Origin of the sequence: Oceaniserpentilla sp. 4NH20-0058 (assembly GCF_040371755.1) — a bacterium.
Taxonomy (GTDB): domain Bacteria; phylum Pseudomonadota; class Gammaproteobacteria; order Pseudomonadales; family Oceanobacteraceae; genus Bermanella.
The window spans coordinates 126,581-144,537 of sequence record NZ_BAABWE010000007.1; the positions used below are offsets into that span (position 1 = coordinate 126,581).

Annotated in this window: 18 protein-coding genes; 8 read left to right on the forward strand and 10 right to left on the reverse strand. The window is 41.2% G+C overall.

Annotated elements, in window-relative coordinates:
* Positions 1–17: 17 nt before the first annotated feature.
* The 5 genes from pepN to ABWV45_RS10750 all read left to right on the forward strand — a co-directional run bounded on the left by pepN (position 18) and on the right by ABWV45_RS10750 (position 8,665).
* The gene (gene pepN / locus ABWV45_RS10730) at positions 18–2,657 is read left to right on the forward strand and encodes an aminopeptidase N (protein ID WP_353351484.1); all 2,640 of its coding nucleotides are present in this window, start codon (positions 18–20) and stop codon (positions 2,655–2,657) included.
* A 171-nt stretch (positions 2,658–2,828) separates the two neighbouring features.
* On the forward strand, positions 2,829–4,196 hold the full coding sequence (locus tag ABWV45_RS10735) for a DUF1329 domain-containing protein (protein ID WP_353351486.1): 1,368 nt from the start codon (positions 2,829–2,831) through the stop codon (positions 4,194–4,196).
* Positions 4,197–4,283: 87 nt separating this feature from the next.
* Positions 4,284–5,492: a WD40/YVTN/BNR-like repeat-containing protein gene (locus ABWV45_RS10740; protein ID WP_353351488.1), complete on the forward strand. Its 1,209-nt coding sequence runs from the start codon at positions 4,284–4,286 to the stop codon at positions 5,490–5,492.
* A gap of 5 nt (positions 5,493–5,497) precedes the next feature.
* Positions 5,498–7,912: an efflux RND transporter permease subunit gene (locus ABWV45_RS10745; protein ID WP_353351490.1), complete on the forward strand. Its 2,415-nt coding sequence runs from the start codon at positions 5,498–5,500 to the stop codon at positions 7,910–7,912.
* Positions 7,913–7,999: 87 nt separating this feature from the next.
* The gene (locus ABWV45_RS10750; protein WP_353351492.1) at positions 8,000–8,665 is read left to right on the forward strand and encodes a TIGR01621 family pseudouridine synthase; all 666 of its coding nucleotides are present in this window, start codon (positions 8,000–8,002) and stop codon (positions 8,663–8,665) included.
* A gap of 5 nt (positions 8,666–8,670) precedes the next feature.
* On the opposite strand, the gene ABWV45_RS10755 is transcribed toward ABWV45_RS10750, so the two are convergent.
* On the reverse strand, positions 8,671–9,465 hold the full coding sequence (locus ABWV45_RS10755) for a lipoprotein intramolecular transacylase Lit (RefSeq protein ID WP_353351494.1): 795 nt from the start codon (positions 9,463–9,465) through the stop codon (positions 8,671–8,673).
* A 146-nt stretch (positions 9,466–9,611) separates the two neighbouring features.
* Here ABWV45_RS10755 and ABWV45_RS10760 point away from each other — a divergent pair, with 146 nt between their 5' ends.
* The gene (locus ABWV45_RS10760) at positions 9,612–10,010 is read left to right on the forward strand and encodes a diacylglycerol kinase (protein ID WP_353351496.1); all 399 of its coding nucleotides are present in this window, start codon (positions 9,612–9,614) and stop codon (positions 10,008–10,010) included.
* A gap of 19 nt (positions 10,011–10,029) precedes the next feature.
* Positions 10,030–10,539 (forward strand): hypothetical protein, encoded by a 510-nt coding sequence (locus ABWV45_RS10765; RefSeq protein ID WP_353351498.1) that lies wholly within the window; start codon positions 10,030–10,032, stop codon positions 10,537–10,539.
* Here ABWV45_RS10765 and ABWV45_RS10770 read toward each other — a convergent pair.
* From ABWV45_RS10770 to ABWV45_RS10790, 5 genes are all read right to left on the reverse strand, one after another.
* Positions 10,536–10,991 carry a PAS domain-containing protein gene (locus ABWV45_RS10770; RefSeq protein ID WP_353351500.1) on the reverse strand — a complete coding sequence of 152 codons (456 nt, stop codon included), beginning with the start codon at positions 10,989–10,991 and terminating at the stop codon, positions 10,536–10,538. The two genes, ABWV45_RS10765 and ABWV45_RS10770, sit on opposite strands and share 4 nt — an antisense overlap.
* Position 10,992: 1 nt before the next feature.
* On the reverse strand, positions 10,993–11,607 hold the full coding sequence (locus tag ABWV45_RS10775) for a histidine kinase (RefSeq protein ID WP_353351502.1): 615 nt from the start codon (positions 11,605–11,607) through the stop codon (positions 10,993–10,995).
* Positions 11,600–11,947, reverse strand: coding sequence for a response regulator (locus ABWV45_RS10780; protein WP_353351504.1), 348 nt, complete (start codon positions 11,945–11,947; stop codon positions 11,600–11,602). The genes ABWV45_RS10775 and ABWV45_RS10780 overlap by 8 nt, the downstream gene beginning before the upstream one ends.
* Positions 11,948–12,043: 96 nt before the next feature.
* Positions 12,044–12,859 carry a bifunctional helix-turn-helix domain-containing protein/methylated-DNA--[protein]-cysteine S-methyltransferase gene (locus tag ABWV45_RS10785; RefSeq protein ID WP_353351506.1) on the reverse strand — a complete coding sequence of 272 codons (816 nt, stop codon included), beginning with the start codon at positions 12,857–12,859 and terminating at the stop codon, positions 12,044–12,046.
* Between the two features lie 67 nt (positions 12,860–12,926).
* Positions 12,927–13,673 (reverse strand): lysophospholipid acyltransferase family protein, encoded by a 747-nt coding sequence (locus ABWV45_RS10790; protein ID WP_353351508.1) that lies wholly within the window; start codon positions 13,671–13,673, stop codon positions 12,927–12,929.
* Positions 13,674–13,852: 179 nt separating this feature from the next.
* Here ABWV45_RS10790 and ABWV45_RS10795 point away from each other — a divergent pair, with 179 nt between their 5' ends.
* Positions 13,853–14,983: an acyl-CoA dehydrogenase family protein gene (locus tag ABWV45_RS10795; RefSeq protein ID WP_353351510.1), complete on the forward strand. Its 1,131-nt coding sequence runs from the start codon at positions 13,853–13,855 to the stop codon at positions 14,981–14,983.
* A gap of 14 nt (positions 14,984–14,997) precedes the next feature.
* Here the strand turns inward: ABWV45_RS10795 and ABWV45_RS10800 are convergent, their stop codons facing one another.
* From ABWV45_RS10800 to rimK, 4 genes are read right to left on the reverse strand one after another with little or no spacing between them, the layout of a single operon-like run.
* Positions 14,998–15,426: an ATP-dependent zinc protease family protein gene (locus ABWV45_RS10800; RefSeq protein ID WP_353351512.1), complete on the reverse strand. Its 429-nt coding sequence runs from the start codon at positions 15,424–15,426 to the stop codon at positions 14,998–15,000.
* Complete coding sequence (locus ABWV45_RS10805; RefSeq protein ID WP_353351514.1) at positions 15,416–15,946, reverse strand: mechanosensitive ion channel domain-containing protein; 531 nt, start codon at positions 15,944–15,946, stop codon at positions 15,416–15,418. Before ABWV45_RS10805 ends, ABWV45_RS10800 begins: the two co-directional genes overlap by 11 nt.
* 2 nt (positions 15,947–15,948) lie before the next feature.
* The gene (locus ABWV45_RS10810; protein ID WP_353351516.1) at positions 15,949–16,968 is read right to left on the reverse strand and encodes a succinylglutamate desuccinylase/aspartoacylase family protein; all 1,020 of its coding nucleotides are present in this window, start codon (positions 16,966–16,968) and stop codon (positions 15,949–15,951) included.
* Positions 16,968–17,873: a 30S ribosomal protein S6--L-glutamate ligase gene (rimK, locus tag ABWV45_RS10815; RefSeq protein ID WP_353351518.1), complete on the reverse strand. Its 906-nt coding sequence runs from the start codon at positions 17,871–17,873 to the stop codon at positions 16,968–16,970. The genes ABWV45_RS10810 and rimK overlap by 1 nt, the downstream gene beginning before the upstream one ends.
* Positions 17,874–17,957: the final 84 nt, after the last annotated feature.

The window sequence follows — 17,957 nt, forward strand, 5'->3', positions numbered from 1 at the left end:
CGGATTAAGGATAAACCATGAAAAACGCAGAACCTAAAGCCATTTTTTTGAAAGATTATCAGGCTCCTAGCTTTGAAATCGAAAGCACTCACTTTACCTTTGATTTATATGAAGAATACACGCTAGTAACCTCTATTCTTAAAATGAAGCAAACCCAAAATCAGCCTGCGCCACTTGAGTTAAATGGCCAAGATTTAGAACTGATGTGGGTAAAAGTAAATGATCAAATATTAAGTGAGGATCAGTACGCATTACAAGATGAAAGCTTGACCATAGCTGCATTGCCGGATGACTTTACGTTATCAATACAAACAAAGATCAAGCCTCAAGAAAATACCGCCTTAGAGGGTTTATATAAGTCATCGGACATGTTTTGTACTCAGTGTGAGGCGGAAGGGTTCCGACGCATTACCTATTTCTTAGATCGCCCAGATGTCATGAGCGTCTATACCGTACATATTACCGCTGATAAATCCGCTTACCCTGTATTATTATCGAATGGTAATTTAGTTGCCACTCAAGACGAATCAGATGGCCGTCACAGTGCCACTTGGCATGACCCCCATAAAAAACCGTGTTACCTATTCGCATTAGTTGCTGGGGACTTACAGCACATTGAAGACACCTTCACTACAATGAGTGGCGTAGATGTCACACTGCGTATTTATGTAGAGCCGCAAAACATAGATAAATGTGACTATGCAATGGGTGCGTTAAAGCGTTCAATGAAATGGGATGAAGAAGTATATGGTCGTGAATATGACTTAAACATATTCAACATTGTTGCGGTTGACGCCTTTAATATGGGCGCAATGGAAAACAAAAGCTTAAATATTTTCAACTCATCTTGTGTGCTGGCTAATCCAAAAACCGCTACAGATGCTACTTTTCAGCGTATCGAAGCCATCGTAGCCCATGAGTATTTTCATAACTGGTCGGGTAACCGCGTAACTTGTCGTGATTGGTTTCAATTAAGCCTGAAAGAAGGATTTACTGTATTTAGAGATTCAGAATTTTCAGCGGATATGGGTTCGCGTACGGTTAAGCGAATTGAAGATGTATCATTATTAAGAACAGCTCAATTCGCAGAAGATGCTGGCCCGATGGCCCATCCGATTTTACCCGCTTCGTTTATTGAAATATCTAATTTTTACACCTTAACCATTTATGAAAAAGGCGCTGAAGTTGTACGCATGATTCATAATATATTAGGTGAAAGTTTGTTCAGAAAAGGTTCAGATTTGTATTTCGAACGCCATGATGGTCAAGCTGTTACCACTGAGCATTTCGTGAAAGCCATGGAAGACGCATCAGGCAAGGATCTTAGCCAGTTCAGACACTGGTATCACCAAGCCGGAACCCCTGAGCTTTGGGTGAGCGATAGCTACAATGAAAGCGCTCAAACCTATGCCTTAACCATCAAACAAACCTGTCGAGATACATCAGAGACGGATATCAAGAAACCCTATCATATTCCATTTGCTATTGGCTTATTGGATAGTGCAGGTAAGGATTTAACCCTTAGCTGCAATAGTTCAGCATTTAATGACGCTACCCAAGTTATTAATGTGACCCAGCATGAAGAAACCTTTGAATTTGAAGGAGTAAAAACGGCGCCTGTGCCATCTATGCTGCGTGGCTTTAGCGCACCAGTAAAATTGAATTATGACTACCAACCTGAACAGTTAATGCATTTGATGGCCCATGATAGCGATGGCTTTAATCAGTGGGATGCCGGTCAAACCCTAGCTACCAGTGTTATTTTGTCCCTTTCCCAAGATGTATTGGCAGGTACAGATCTTAAAATGGATGAAAACCTGTTGGCTGTGTATGCAAAATGGGTGGCTGAATTGTCTGACGATTTAGCTAAGCAGGCACAAATGTTAAGTCTTCCTAGTTTGGCCTATTTAATTGAGCAGCAACCTCAAGCTCAAGTGCATGCTTTATACACGGCCAGAACCTTTGTTAAACAAGCAATAAGTGACAAATTGCACAATGAGTTCAATGAAATATATGTAGCTTGTCAGGTAAGTGGGCCATATGAGCCGACCCATGACGCTATGGCTAAGCGGACATTGAAGAACCTTTGTTTGCAATATATGATTCAGGCACAAAGCAAAGATTACTCAGCTATTGCGCAGACTCAGTTTGAAATGGCTGATAATATGACGGATCAGTACACAGGGCTATCCGCTTTGGTGAACTCAAATCATCAAGAAAAAGCTCAAAAAGCATTGGCTTCTTTTTATGAGCAATGGAAAGAAGATGTACTTGTAACCAATATGTGGTTGTCACTACAGGCTGCAAGTGATTATATTGACGGGGTGGCAGGGGCTAATGCTTTATTGAGCCATCCTGCATTTGATATTAAAAACCCTAACAAGGTTCGCGCTGTAATTGGTGCTTTTGCTGGGCAAAATTTAAGGCACTATCATGCCCAAGATGGCTTGGGGTACAATTGGCTGGCGGATCGCATCATTGAACTAGATGCCCTTAACCCACAAATTGCATCTCGTCTATTGGGGCCTTTAACTAAATGGAAGCGTATAGCACAACCAAATAGCTCAAAAATGAAGCAAGCACTGGAGAAAATTGCCTCCAGAGGAAATTTATCTAAAGATGTTTATGAGGTGGTGAGTAAATCTTTGGCCGATTAATGGCTTTTTTATGCAAATTTACTAAGCCGGTGGCGTATTTTGTTGTATGGTGCTGGTTTATTTTATATGCTTGACTAATAAAAATAATACTAAAGACCCCAGCTGGCGCTTCTGTGCTGGTTGTCCGGATACGGCCGTGGCATAAACTACGCGGCTGAAGGAATAATAAAAATGATGAAATCAGGCCTACTTCTTTCCACAATATTAATTGTATGTGGACTGTCCACATCGGCTCATGCCCAAATTAGCGCTAAAGAAGCAGCTAAATTAGGAACGACTTTAACCCCTTTAGGTGGTGATCGCACTGCAAATGCTGACGGCTCCATACCTGAATGGCGAGGTGGTATTCAATTTCCTCCTAAAGCTTATAAAAAGCCAGGACAACATCACGTTAACCCATTCCCTAGTGATAAACCGCTGTTTGTAGTGACGGCTCAAAACATAGAACAATATGAAGAATTTCTGACGGATGGTCAAAAAGCCCTATTTAAGACCTACCCTGACACCTTCAAAATGCCAATTTATAAAACCCGTAGGACAGCCGCATCGCCTCAGTGGGTTTATGATAATACTTATAAAAACTCCACCAAAGCCGTTTTAGCAGAGGGTGGTATTGGTGTTAAAAACTCAGTGGGCGGGATTCCATTTCCGATTCCAAAAAGTAGCCTAGAAGTTATGTGGAACCATATCACCCGTTACCGCGGTGAATACTTGGTACGTGAGGGCTCTGAAGTGGCCGTTCACACCGATGGCTCTTATGTATTGATCACAACAAAAGCAGAAGTACTGTTTAACTATTATGAACGTGGCATTACTGAGGAAGAACTTGATAACAACTTCCTATCTTATGTTTCGTTTACAAAAGCCCCTGCGCGTTTAGCTGGTGGCGCGGTACTATCCCATGAATACTTAAATCAGGTAAAACAGCCACGACGTGCATGGGGTTATAACGCGGGTCAGCGACGTGTGCGTAAAGCGCCAAGCTTGGCCTATGATACGCCAATTGCAGCCGCTGATGGTCTGCGTACGGTTGACGATACAGATATGTATAATGGCTCTCCCGATCGTTACGATTGGAAGCTTGTCGGAAAAGAAGAAAAGTACATTCCATACAATAACTATGTAATTAGTACTCCTGAGGTACCTGTTAAATCCCTATTGATGCCAGGCCACCTTAACCCAGATTACGCTCGCTATGAAAAGCACCGTGTATGGGTAGTGGAAGCCACTTTAAAACCAGGCAAACGACACATCTATCACAAGCGTCGTTTTTATATAGATGAAGACTCTTGGACAATTGCCGTAGCTGACCAATATGACGAACGTGGCCAGTTATGGCGTGTGAGCATGGCTTATTTAAAGAATTTCTACGAATTACCAGCTATCCTAACATGTATGGATGTATTTCATGATGTTTTAGCTCGTCGTTATCATGTTCAAGGCATGTTTAATGAAGAGCCTCAGACGATTGATTTCAGCCAAGCATCGCCTGGTAGTCGCTACTTCTCACCACAGGAGCTTCGTCGCCGAGGCCGCTAAAATTTACAATTAGCACTGGTATAAGTACTGGTGCTGAAGTGCTAATAATTACAATAATAAATTTTTATTTTGATTGGAGATTTACAAATGCGAACACTGCTCTCAGTGGGCACCGCTTTAAAAACCGCTATCAGATTTATATCAAGTAGCGTTTTAGTTGCGGCTTTGGGATTACCAGCGATGCAAGCAACGGCTCAATGGCAAGACCCCCTAAATGTACCAGCGATACCATCGCTAATAGCACATAAATCATTATTGTTAGATGTGACCGTTGTCGGTGATCGTTATGTAGCAGTTGGCGCACGTGGCCATATTATATTCAGCGATGATGAAGGCCGCACTTGGACACAAGCAAACGTACCCACTACAACCACTTTAACAGCGGTGTATTTTGCCAGTGAATCTACAGGCTGGGTTGTAGGTCATGATGCGATTGTCCTTAAAACACAAGATGGTGGTCAGACTTGGGTTAAGCAATTTGATGGCTTTATTGCAAACGAAATGGTGCTTGAAGCGGCTAAAAAAGATCTAGCACTTAAAGAAGAGCAGTTTGAGAAGGTATCTGAAAGCGGTGATGATGATTTAATTTATGAAGCGGAAAGCGCACTAGAAAATGCAACGTTCACCTTAGAAGATGCAGAAATTGACTTTGAAGACCGCTCTACTAAACCGCTTCTAGATCTTTGGTTTAAAAACGACAAAGAAGGTTTTGTAATTGGTGCTTACGGCATGCTTTTCAAAACCGTTGACGGTGGTGAAAGCTGGGAAACATGGTCTAGCAACGTAGAAAACCCTGATCGTTTTCACTTAAATAGCATAGCTAAGATTGATGATCAGCGCTTAATCATTGCTGGCGAAGCCGGTACTATTTTAACTAGTAATAACTCAGGTAATACTTGGGAAAAAATGGAAAGCCCATATGATGGCTCATTCTTTGGTGTGGTTGCTTTAACGAATAATGTTCAACTTGCATTTGGTCTTCGTGGTAATCTTGTTCGTTCAAGTGACTATGGTCAATCATGGGAATTTATTGATACCCATACTAAACAAACACTATTAGGTGGTACGGATCACCTTGGGTTAACCGCTTATGTTGTTGGTAGCGGTGGTGCTTTCTTGAAGGGGATTGCTGCTGGTACGAAATGGGAAAGTAAAACGCGTAGCGCAAGAGACAACGCCGCAACTATTGTTGAAACCAAGTCTGGAGAGTTCATTCTAGTAGGCGAAGGTGGTGTGAAGATTTTAGATAATACCGGTGCACTCCTGCCGGTGAAAGTTAAAACCATCGAGGGGTAAGGATTATGAGTCAAAACGATATGCCAAAAACTGAGCCGGAACATTATATTTTATCTCCGGGTACTGAGCCTTTATTGGAAAGGTTATTATTTAGCAAACGTGGTTTGTTTTTAACGATCTTATTAGCACTTACTGTTTTTCTTGCTTACAACGCATCAAAAGTAGGTTTTGATTCTCGTTCTTCTAAATATATTCCTTTAGAGCACGAATACATTAAAAATCATATTAATCACGCCAGTGATTTAAGTAGTGGTTTAAACAACATAAAAATTGTTGTTGCCGTAAAAGAAGGGGATATTTTCACTTCTGAATATATGGAAACACTGCGTCAGATTACTGATGATGTGTTTTACATTAACGGTACTGACCGCTCTAAACTTAAATCTCTGTGGACACCAAATGTCCGCTGGACAGAAGTAACCGAGCAAGGGTTTCAAGGCGGACCAGTAATTCCACCTACTTATAGTGGTGATGACGATAGCATCGAAAAACTGCGTGTAAATATTTTACGCTCTGGTCAGGTAGGTCGTTTAGTCTCAAATGACTTTACTTCTACCATGATCGATATGTCACTGTACGAGACAAACCCAGCGACAGGTTTACCGATAAACCCTCAAGATTTAGCACGTGAACTTGAAGAAAAAGTTCGTGACAAATATTCAAGTGATCAAATCAGCATTCACATGATTGGTTTCCCTAAGAAAATGGCGGATCTAATCGAAGGTGTTGCAAGTGTTGTGTTGTTCTTTATTGGTGCAATATTTATTACATCTATACTTTTGTACATGTATTCACGTTGTATTAAAGGTACTTTAATTCCGGTTATTTGTTCTATTGTGGCGGTGATTTGGCAGTTAGGATTATTAAACCTAATTGGTTTTGGTATCGATCCTTATTCGATGCTTGTCCCGTTTTTAGTCTTTGCTATTGGTATTAGTCATGGTGTGCAAATCATCAATGGTATCGCCATTGAAGCGGGTAAAGGTGCAGATCACCTAAGCGCATCTCGTTTAGCATTCCGTGGTTTGTATGTGCCTGGTATGTTGGCGTTGTTATCAGATGCCATCGGTTTCTTAACACTTTTATTTATTGATATCACGGTTATCAAAGAATTGGCCATCGCAGCGTCTGTTGGTGTGGCGGTTATCATTGTAACTAACTTATTGTTATTGCCATTATTGATGTCATATGTGGGTATTAGTCGCTCTGGTGTTGCTCATGCACAAAAAATTGAAGCGTCTGAACCTAAATTGTGGAAGCTAATTGCTAAGTTCACCGATAAAAAAGTAGCTATAACTTCTATTGCTGTAGCGGTTGTATTGGCTGTTTTAGGTACCATTGGTAGCCAAAATTTAAAAATTGGTGACTTAGACAAAGGTGCCCCTGAACTTCGTCCTGATAGCCGTTACAATAAAGATAATGCCTATATCGTTGATAACTACTCAACCAGTTCTGATGTATTGGTAATAATGGCCGAAACACCAAAAGAGAAATGTGCCACATTTACTGCGCTTGAAGCGATTGATCGCTTAAGTTGGGTTATGCGAAATGTTGATGGTGTACAATCAGTCATTTCATTAGCTTCTGCAACCCAATATTCATCTAAAGCGAATAATGAAGGCAACTTGAAGTGGTCTACCATTTCTCGTAACCAAGACATCTTAAACTCAGGTCTTCGGTATACTCCAAAGAGCTTGTACAGCCAAGCTTGTGACATGGCGCCAGTGATTGTGTTCTTAAATGACCACAAAGCTGAAACCCTTAATCGTGCGACAGCTGCTGCGGCAGAGTTTGCGAAAGGTTATGAAGACGATGAAAATGTTCAATTTAAATTGGCATCTGGTAATGCTGGTGTAGAAGCAGCTACCAACCAAGTAATTGAAGAAGCGCAAACGTTAATGTTGATTTTCGTATACATTGTTGTTTCGATTCTTTGTTTTATCACCTTCCGTTCAATTCGTGCGATTATTTGTATTATCACACCACTAGCACTGACGTCTATTCTTTGTCAGGCACTGATGGCGCAAATGGGTATCGGTGTAAAAGTGGCAACACTACCAGTGATTGCGTTAGGTGTGGGTATCGGTGTGGATTACGGTATCTATATTTATAGCCGTCTAGAAGCATTCTTGATTGAAGGTAAAAACCTACATGATGCATTTTTACAAACGCTTAAAACAACTGGTAAAGCCGTTAGCTTTACTGGTTTAACTCTAGCGATTGGTGTTGGTACTTGGATTTGGTCTCCTATCAAGTTCCAAGCGGATATGGGTATCTTGCTAACGTTCATGTTCCTTTGGAACATGTTGGGTGCCTTATTACTGCTACCTGCACTGTCTCGTTTTGTATTGAAACCAGAGCAAATTATTGCCAAACATCAAGCAAAGCACGGTGATGTAAAGCCAGCAGAGACTCTATAACTTTATTATAGAGTCGAAAAGAACCGCGCAAATGCGCGGTTTTTTTTGCTTTAAAATTGCCGATTAACTGAATAAAGATATTAATATATGAATGTCGTATACGATCACGAAGATTGGTTGGTGGTAGATAAACCAGCAGGCTTAAATTTTCACACAGAAGATGGCCAGCCTGGGTTGATGGTGCAACTAGAGCATCAATTAGGCACAAAGCTTTGGCCTGTACACCGTTTGGATAAATTAACCTCTGGACTTGTACTGGTAGCAAAAAACAAAGACAGTTGCGCGCTGCTAAGCAAATTATTTTCAGAACGAAAAGTCGATAAATACTATTTAGCAGTTACGCCTTCTAGTATAAAAAAAAAGCAAGGACTAATTAAAGGTGACATGTCTCCGGCTAGAAGAGGCGCGTTTAAATTGCTAAAAACAATGGATAACCCTGCTATTACTCAGTTTTTCTCCCATAGCTTACAAGCCGGTTATAGAATATGCCTACTTAAGCCTAAAACGGGTAAAACTCACCAATTAAGAGTTGCACTGAAATCCATAAGTGCCCCGATAGTGGGGGATGGTTTGTACTCAGGGGAGACGGCTGCTCGGATGTATCTACATAGTTTTGTCCTACGTTTTACTTATAAAGACAAACCCTTTGTAATTGTTAGTGAACCAGTATTTGAACCTGATTTTTCAATAGCTAATATGCTGGATGACTTGGCTTGGTTAACACCATGGCAGTTGCCATGGCCCAGATTATAATGGTTTTATTTAGCGGATTTTATTAAGTAAGTTTGCACTAACCAATTAATCACAAGATAAATGCCAATCGCTAAAATGGCTATTAACCCTGCAATAGCACCAAATAAATACGGTGCTTTCATGAGAACTGTCATTAAAGATTCTTGATAATAAAAAAACCATTGATGGTTCTGCGGAAAAACCCACTCATGTAATGCATAAAAGACAGTAATAGGCCCTATTACCATTACAGCAATTAAACACAGTGCGCTAAAGCTAAGTATGCCTATAGCTTGTTGTTTAATTGATGGAAGTTGGATATTGCTGGCTTTTAAATAAGCTAATAATGCCAAAAAGCTGAATAAACAAATGTAGGAAACCATATAAAAGGTATCAATCAGGTTTGCTACATCTTTTAAATGAATGACTTCTGGGTTACGTAACAAACGGTTAATGGGCTGTCCCTGTGGGTTGTGAAAGGTGATTTTGTTTAAACCTTGCCCTTGATTGTGAATAGAGTGGTTGATGGCGGAAAATAAACGGACTTGCTCTGGTTTATTAGTTAATTCAAACCCTTTTTTGTACTTATTTTGTGGGCCGTACTTATGAATATGTTTGTCGATACTCATCACGTAATACAGTGAAGGGTAGGCAAAATCAAATTGAGCAAATGTTACCCAGCTAAGAAAAACAGAGCTAACGAACAAACATAGGCTTAAAAGGGCGATTCTAATTTTGGGTATTAAGTTAATGGCGAATGACATGGCTGTATTGGGTACGTTAAATGGCCATAGCTTTACTGCTTTTGTGTCCTTGGTCAAGGTGTTGTTATTATACCGTTATCTTTTGTGTTGGGTTTTCCTGCCTTGGTTCGATCATAAAGACGTTACGGGTGGCTGGGAATGCTTGTCATAGCCTAAGCATCAAGGTACTGTACGCTGTTTATTACGTCTATTTAGAGTGTGTTATGGAGCAAAAAAAGTTTACTGAAAAAGGTTTAATGCGTGTCTTTAATGCTACAGGGTATTCGTTTCAAGGTATTAAGCGTGCATGGAAAACGGAAGCCGCTGTTCGTCAAGAATTTATGCTGGTTTTGTGTTTAGTACCAATCGCAGTGTGCGTTGCGCAATCCATAGTTCAATTGGCGTTGATGGCATTTAGCTTATTTATTGTTGTGATTACTGAGCTGCTTAACACGGCGATAGAATATGTGGTGGATCGAATTGGCACTGAACGTCATGACCTGTCAGGGGCGGCAAAAGATATTGCTAGTGCGGCTGTTTTTTTTAGTTTATTCCAAGTCGTTATTGTTTGGGGTTTAATTCTATTAAGTAACTACAACCTGATAACATTACCGCTATTTTAGTTATTAAACGGAGTACAACATGGTAGCAGCCATTAAAATGAGTTTAATAGTCGGCACATTATTAGGAATGGCCCACCAATGGCAAGGAATTCTGAGTAATGCCTCAGTGGACTGGATTGCTTGGGCTGTGAGTTATTTGTTATGTTTTTTGGCATTTTTTTATTGGGATAAGTTTAGTAAAGCCTCCTTACAAACTGACCACGAAGATGACAGCCCCTTTGGAATAATTACTCCTGCCCAATTGGATGCACTTTACAAACAATCCATAATCGTTGAACGAAATGCCCATAAAGCAAATAAAGTATTCAGTCAGCAATTAGGTTATGTTCATAAATTGCTTGAGAAAACTAAAAACCTATCCCCCGGCGATGATTTTGAGTCTTTGCACACAAACCTTGTTTATGAGTTAAGTGTATTGGAACAACACATAGAACGCTTATTGCTTGAAATGAATAAAAACGTAAAACTCGGGGAAAAGCTGCAACAAAGCGTAGCCAATTTAGACCCTGAAATTGGCGTACTAGATTAACAGTCTTTATTTGAATCTAAGCTTTTTTTATTGAGAGCAGCAGACGTAACATCATATATGATTAAACAAATATGAGCGGTCTCACCACTGGTATTATTGAGTGGGATTATCGTTGCGTTTTGGTACATGAAGTCTGCGCGGCCCGTTATTGGAAAGTTATTTTTAAACTTAAACAAAAATGGCCTTTGATCACTGATTGTAAATGCTCGCGTATTAAGTAAAAAAACAGCTTCAGCTTTCTTTTTAAACCAGCTCTCATCAATCTCTTCAAATAAATCAAATAGCACCTGATCTTTTGCTTGGTCTGGCCTGATGCCGCTGTGATTCTCCATAAAACCATTCCACAACTTAATATTATAGGTGCGGTCAAGTACAACTAATCCAACATCAATGGTTTGTAGGATATCCATAAACCAGTGGAACTCAGTCATGCCTTGATTGTCAGTGCTCATACTAATCTTCCAATAAAAAACTGATGAGTCGATTCATGTGAATCACGCTGTCTTCGGTAAACAGTAATAGTAGGTCACAATTGATATTGTGATCCTCAATTGTGTAATTGATCTCTATGGCCATAGTTTTTTGCCAATGTTTTTCTCGCTGAGATAGCAGCTCAGAAATAGAGCAGTGTTGACCTAAAACCACAGGGTGGCTCTGACTAAAATCAATATCCAGTTGCTGGCCAATACCCTGAATACATGCGCCGTTTAATACATTGGCCACATCCATTAGCATTTCTAACTCTTCATGTTGATCTAAATCACCAGGGTATTTAAGTAGTTTTGCAATATCACTGAAACTGGCATCATTAAAAATAAGCAAAGCTTCACCAGCAATGCCCGCACCAATAAAACCTTGGCAAACAGCGCTAACGGTTGCATTACCTTCTAATGACTTAAGCGTCATTTTAAATTCATTAACTTCTATGATATTCACATTAGGAATAGGGAGCACTACATATACCCCCAACAGTCTGGCTAGACGATCAGCGGCTTGCCCCATGGCGACGTTAGTGATCTCTTGATAGCAATCACGTTCATCTTCATTGATTTGAACTAGGTTATTCATTAGGAGACTCCCTAAGAATTCCGTATTCAACCAACACTTTTTTAATATGAGGTTTATCGACAGGCTTTTTAATGAAATCAATAGCACCGAGTTTTTTAACCCGATCCTGAGCCTCTGGTTGAATATCACCAGAGACAACAATGACCATAATGGGTAAATCCTCTTTGCGAATGACCTCTAAGGTTTGATAGCCATCCATGACAGGCATGGTGAGATCAAGAAACAGTATTTCGAATTCGTTGGCTTTTATTTGGGCAATGGCCTCTTCGCCATTTTTTGCAAAGATAATCTCAACAGGCCACTCTTCTGGTAGCGCCCGTGCCATCTGTTTGCGTGCCATATTGGAATCATCGCAAATTAATACCTTTGCGCTCATGTCAACCTCACTGCATATGCCTAACCTAAAGTTAAGAAGGCAATTGGCAAATTGGCAAGCCTAACTATCTATGTTTGATGACAATATCGCTTGCTCCCAAGCTAATAGAGCTTGTTTATTAGGAGCCCCCCAGCGATAGCCACTAATAGCCCCGCTTTGCTGAATAACACGGTGGCATGGGATTAAGAATGCAACGGGGTTGGCTCCCACAGCCTGCCCTACACCCCTAGCACCCTTAGGGTTGCCTATGGCGATGGCAATGTCCTTGTAGCTTAGTAATTGGCTTGAATGGGTATTTAATAGAGCTCGCCAAACCTGAAGCTGAAAATTTGTAGCGGAAACATGCAGTGAAACAGGGCGATTTTCGGTAAACGGGTCAAATCCCAGTAATGTGTCGTTTTCTTTTTCTGTAAACCGCGCATCAGGGTATTTTGTTTGTAATATTTTGATTGGTGCTTGTTTGGTTTGAAAGCCCAAATAATGTATACCGCGATCGGTACAGATGACATCTAACAAACCAAACACACTTTGCTGAGTTCCATAATAAAATGTCAGCTGCTGCCCTAAGGACTTAAACTCTCCCGGAGACATGGCCTCAATTTGAACAAATGCATCATGTAATCTTGATGGGCTACTTAAACTAAGCGCCTCACTGCAATCTAACAGGCTAGAGCTTATGAGCTTTGGCTTAGATAATTGCACCAATAAACTTTGTTGAAATTGCTTTGGACTAACACCTACATACTGCTTGAAAACTTTTTGGAAGTGGCTGGGGCTTAATGAAAAACGCTGGGCAAAGGCAGTTAAATCGTTCCCTAATAATGGGTTTTCAACTAAAAGTGCAATGGATTGCTGGCACATATTATAGGGTGTCATAAAATTTACCCACAAAAAAAGCCCAGCTTACTGGGCTTGATTCACTTTGCACAGCCGGATCTTGTGATCAGGCTTGATTGTCCACAGAGTCTGCTGACGGGGCAGCTTTCCCGTCTAATGCTTGAATAGTACGTAACATATCCGCCTCAATGGTGTGCATAAGTTGAGCGGCATCTTTTTGTTTTAGTCCTTGCGTACTAACAGCAGGTAATACTTTAATTTTTGCTACGCCGTTATTCAATTGGCCCAAACTAAAATGATCTAAATAACTGCTACAACACACAGGCACAATAGGTACACCTGCGTTAATGGCAGTAATAAAAGCCCCTTTTTTAAACGGCAATAAGTTTTTGCCCTGATTACGTGTGCCCTCAGGAAAGATCCAAATTGAAGTGTTCTTTTGGGTAAGGGCCTGCTTGGTAATTTCCATGGCTTCCTTGGCTTTATGTGGGTTACCACGGTCAATCAGCACGTTCCCGGCCAACCAATATAACTGGCCAAAAATAGGCAGCAATTTAAGGCTCTTTTTACCTAAACTCACGGTACGATCAGGTACAGCACCGCCCACTATGAATAAATCCCAATTACTTTGGTGGTTAGCCACCACAATGCAAGGACGGCTTTGATCAAGAATGTCCCAGCCTTCAACTTCGCGCTTAATACCTAAAATTGGCATGGCCAAACTGCTATAAATAGCAGCACACCAACGGCTATTCGTAGGGTGGAAAGGGCGAACAATACCAATCAATAAACCAATGAAGCTACTGATAAAAAAGTGTATGGATAATAGAAGAACTCGGATTAGGCGTATCATACGGCTACCTACTTATCATTTTTAGTGAGCATACAGTTGTTCGCTCAAATCTACCATGACCACATGAAACATTTCAGTCACGTATTTGATCAAATATGGCAAATTTTGATGATTAAATGGCCGGATCTTTTTAAATGAATAATACTGAGTAAACACACTTAAAATAATAAGGGTAAGCCATGGAAGCGTCTGAGCAATTAGCATTACTTGCTACCTCCCTCAACCGATTTCTTGACCAACACGTGGCCCCGTTTTATGAGCAATGGGAGAAAGACGGCATCATTCCCAAAAGCCTATGGCGCGCATTAGGCGATGCAGGCTACCTTTGTGTCGATATGCATGAAAGCTATGGTGCAGGGGGCGGCAGTTTCCGGTTATCAGCTAAGATCATTGATGTGATCTCACAACGAGGTTATGCCGCATTGGCCATCAACCTATCGGTACACAGTGATATCGTAGCGCCTTATATAGCGCACCTTGGAACGCAAGCACAAAAAAACAAATGGCTGCCAAAATTAATCACAGGTGAAGTAATTGGTGCCATAGCCATGACAGAACCCAATGCGGGCAGCGATATTCAATCCATTCAAACTAATGCCAAAGCTATAGAGAATGGCTTTAGCATTAGCGGCCAAAAAACCTTCATAACAAACGGACAAAACGCAGGCGTTTGCATTGTTGCAGCTAAAACACAGCCCACTGGTGGCTCTAAAGGGATGAGCCTGTTTTTATTAGATGCCCAATCTACAGGTTATGAAATAGGTCGGAATTTAGAAAAAATCGGCTTACACAGCGGTGATACCTCTGAATTGTTTTTTCAGGATGTAAAAGTAGAAAAACCACTAGGGGACGTTGATCAAGGTTTTAAACACCTAATGGAAGAACTCCCCAGAGAACGCTTAATTTTAGCAGTAGGGGCGTTAGGTGCATGCAGAAACATAATGGACATGACCATAGAATACACCCAGCAGCGACAAGCGTTTGGTCAGCCTATTGCTCACTTACAAAACACCCGCTTTAAACTGGCTGAATTGGAAACACAAATAAAAGTGAACCAAGCATTTGTAGACCAATGCATCAATGAATACGAAGCAGGGCAACTAGAGGCAATTACCGCATCACAAGCAAAATTATCCACCACTGAATTACAATGCAAAGTGGCGGATGAATGCTTACAACTGTTCGGTGGTTACGGATATATGCAGGAATACCCAATATCACGGGCATATCTAGACGCAAGAATTCAGAAAATATACGGCGGCACATCAGAAATAATGAAAGAAATCATAGCACGCGGAATATTCAAATAATCCGCGCCTAAAGCTTATTGCCCTAAAATGTATTCAATAGAAGGGTCAACCAAGATACGGTCTTGCATGGCTTGGCGACCTAATAACATTAGGTATGTCATGCTTGAACGATCGGTTAAGGTAATATGAATTGGCCACGCTTGTTCTCCCAGTATGATCTGAGTTTCTATCACATGACGACTTTCTTTATTACCGCTTGAGCTTTTAACCACCCGTATGTCATGGACTTTCGCTTGACGGCGCACCACCGTATTGACGTTGTGTACATCTGGGTGAATATCAAAGCTGACCCATAGAGAGTCGCTTTTTTTAAATTCTTCAATATTATCCACATGTAAAGAGGAAGTTTGAGCTCCAGTGTCCACGCGGACATGTAACTTAGAGATTTCAAGCTGAGGTAAATCGCATACCTCTAATGCGCCTACCGTAAATTTATTCGCCATGTGCTTTGAGCTCCACATCTTCTTTAGGAGTGTTTTTTGATTTCGGATGAACAATGATGGCCTTTTGAAAAACCAAACTGTTAGGGTAAGTCAGTAAATCCCCTTCAACCCGCTTAATAATGATATGGAACAACGTAATTTCAACGATGCTTCCTTCTAATAGCTCTTTTTCGTCGGTGATGCGAATATGATCCCCAACACGATACGGGAAAAAGAAAAAGATAATCAAGCTTGCTGTCACATTACTTAAAATGCTCCACTGGGCAAACAGAGCAATACCGACTACCGCAAATATGGAAGAGACGATTAAGCTGAATTCTGCATAATTAAAGCCAAACACCAAGCCCGCCGCTAAGAGTAATCCAATAAAGCCAATTAATTTAATGATTTTTTGAATATAAAAAATGCGCTCATTGCTGACTTGGCGCTTTTGCCCATGACGCTCAATCCAGTTTTCAATGGCATTGCTTAAAATCACAAAAGAAACGATAAAAGCAAAGCCGATGAATATCTCCCACATAACTAGTTGTATTCCTCTGGTAGTAATTCTTCGTTCATAATTTCAATATTTTCAACCACATCATCAGGTGCTTTAAAATAGGCAAGGTGATACATAGCTTCCCCTTCTTGAACAAGCGGAATGTTCTGTTTACCGATAATAATGCCCTCTGCATGGCTTTTAATTTCATCAAGTTGCAATCCGTATGGGTCGGTAATAGTGGCTAAAATATCACCTTTACCTACGTAATCCCCTAATTGTTTATGATGGTTCACAATGCCACTTTCACTGGCACGAATCCAACCGCTTTGGCGAGCAATAAAAGGCTCAATAATTTTTTTAGCCTTACTTTTGCTTTTGTTTAGCAATCCTAAGTGACGCATGACTTTAATTGCACCCTTTACACCTGCGCGAATGGCTAGCTCGTCAAAACGTAAGGCTTCACCGGCCTCATATAATAACACCTTCGTGCTTACATCATCAGCGCTTTGGCGCAACGAGCCATCCCTTAAGTTAGCATTTAATAACACAGGTAAGCCAAACGCCTTGGCAAGTTCTAGCGTTTCTGGGTCATCTAAATTGGCACGTATTTGTGGTAAATTACTGCGATGAATCGCCCCTGTATGAAAGTCGATACCATAATCCGCTTTTGTCACCACCTCGTTTAAAAAGGTGTAGGCCATACGAGCTGCTAACGAGCCACGTTTAGAACCTGGAAATGAACGATTCAAATCACGCCGGTCAGGTAAATAGCGACTTTGGTTTAATACACCATAGACATTCACCATAGGAACGGCAATCAGTGTGCCTTTTAGCTTCTCGATGGCTTTGCTGTTAATAATACGACTGATTATCTCGATACCGTTTAGCTCATCTCCATGGATAGCAGCACTTAAGAACAAGGTCGGACCATTGCGTTTACCGCGCTTCACATATACCGGAATACTGATGGTAGTGTCTGTGTATAGACGCACCATAGGTATTTCTATGTGCTTGCTTTCGCCGGGTAAAATTTCATGGCCAGCAATAAGCAGTGGCTCCATTAGCCTTTTCCTCTAGTGCGAGTGCTGTTTGGCTTGGCATCTTTTTCAATGTGTTGAATAATGATCTTAGCCACATCTTTATTAGTGGCCGTTTCAATCCCCTCAAGGCCTGGTGAAGAGTTCACCTCCATCACAACAGGGCCATTGTTTGAGCGAAGAATATCCACACCGCACATGTTTAAACCCATGGCTTTTGCAGCATCAACAGCGGTTTTACGCTCAGCAGGAGACAATTTAACGATTTCAGCACTGCCGCCACGGTGAAGGTTTGAACGGAATTCACCATCGGCTCCTTGGCGCTTCATGGCTGCAACCACTTTATCACCGACTACTAAGCAACGGATATCCGCACCGCCTGCTTCTTTGATGAATTCTTGAACCAATATATTCGCTTTTAAACCCATGAACGCTTCAATGATGCTTTCAGCGGCTTTTTTTGTTTCGGCTAACACCACGCCAATGCCCTGAGTGCCCTCAAGTAATTTAATGACCACAGGAGCGCCACCTACGTTTTTAATTAAATCGTCCACCTTGTCTGGCTTACTGGCAAACCCAGTACGTGGTAAGCCAATGCCCTTACGTGATAATAATTGCAACGAGCGCAGCTTATCCCTAGAGCGACTAATAGCCACCGATTCGTTAATACTATAAGTGCCAGTCATTTCAAATTGACGAACTACTGATGTGCCATAAAACGTAATTGAAGCGCCAATACGCGGAATGACCGCGTCGTATTTTGGCAGTTCGGCCCCTTGATAACGCACAGCGGGTTTACTACTGGTGATGTCCATGTAGCAATGTAAGGTATCAATAACATCCACTTGATGACCTAGTGCCTCACCTGCCTCAACAAGGCGGCGAGTAGAATATAAATTAGGGCCGCGAGACAGAATAGCTATGCGCATGTCGGTTTCCTTATAGGGAGAACGTGTATAAAATTCTGAACCCCAAAGAAAGGCAGGGGGCAGTAAAAGAAGGCGGCAGTTTAG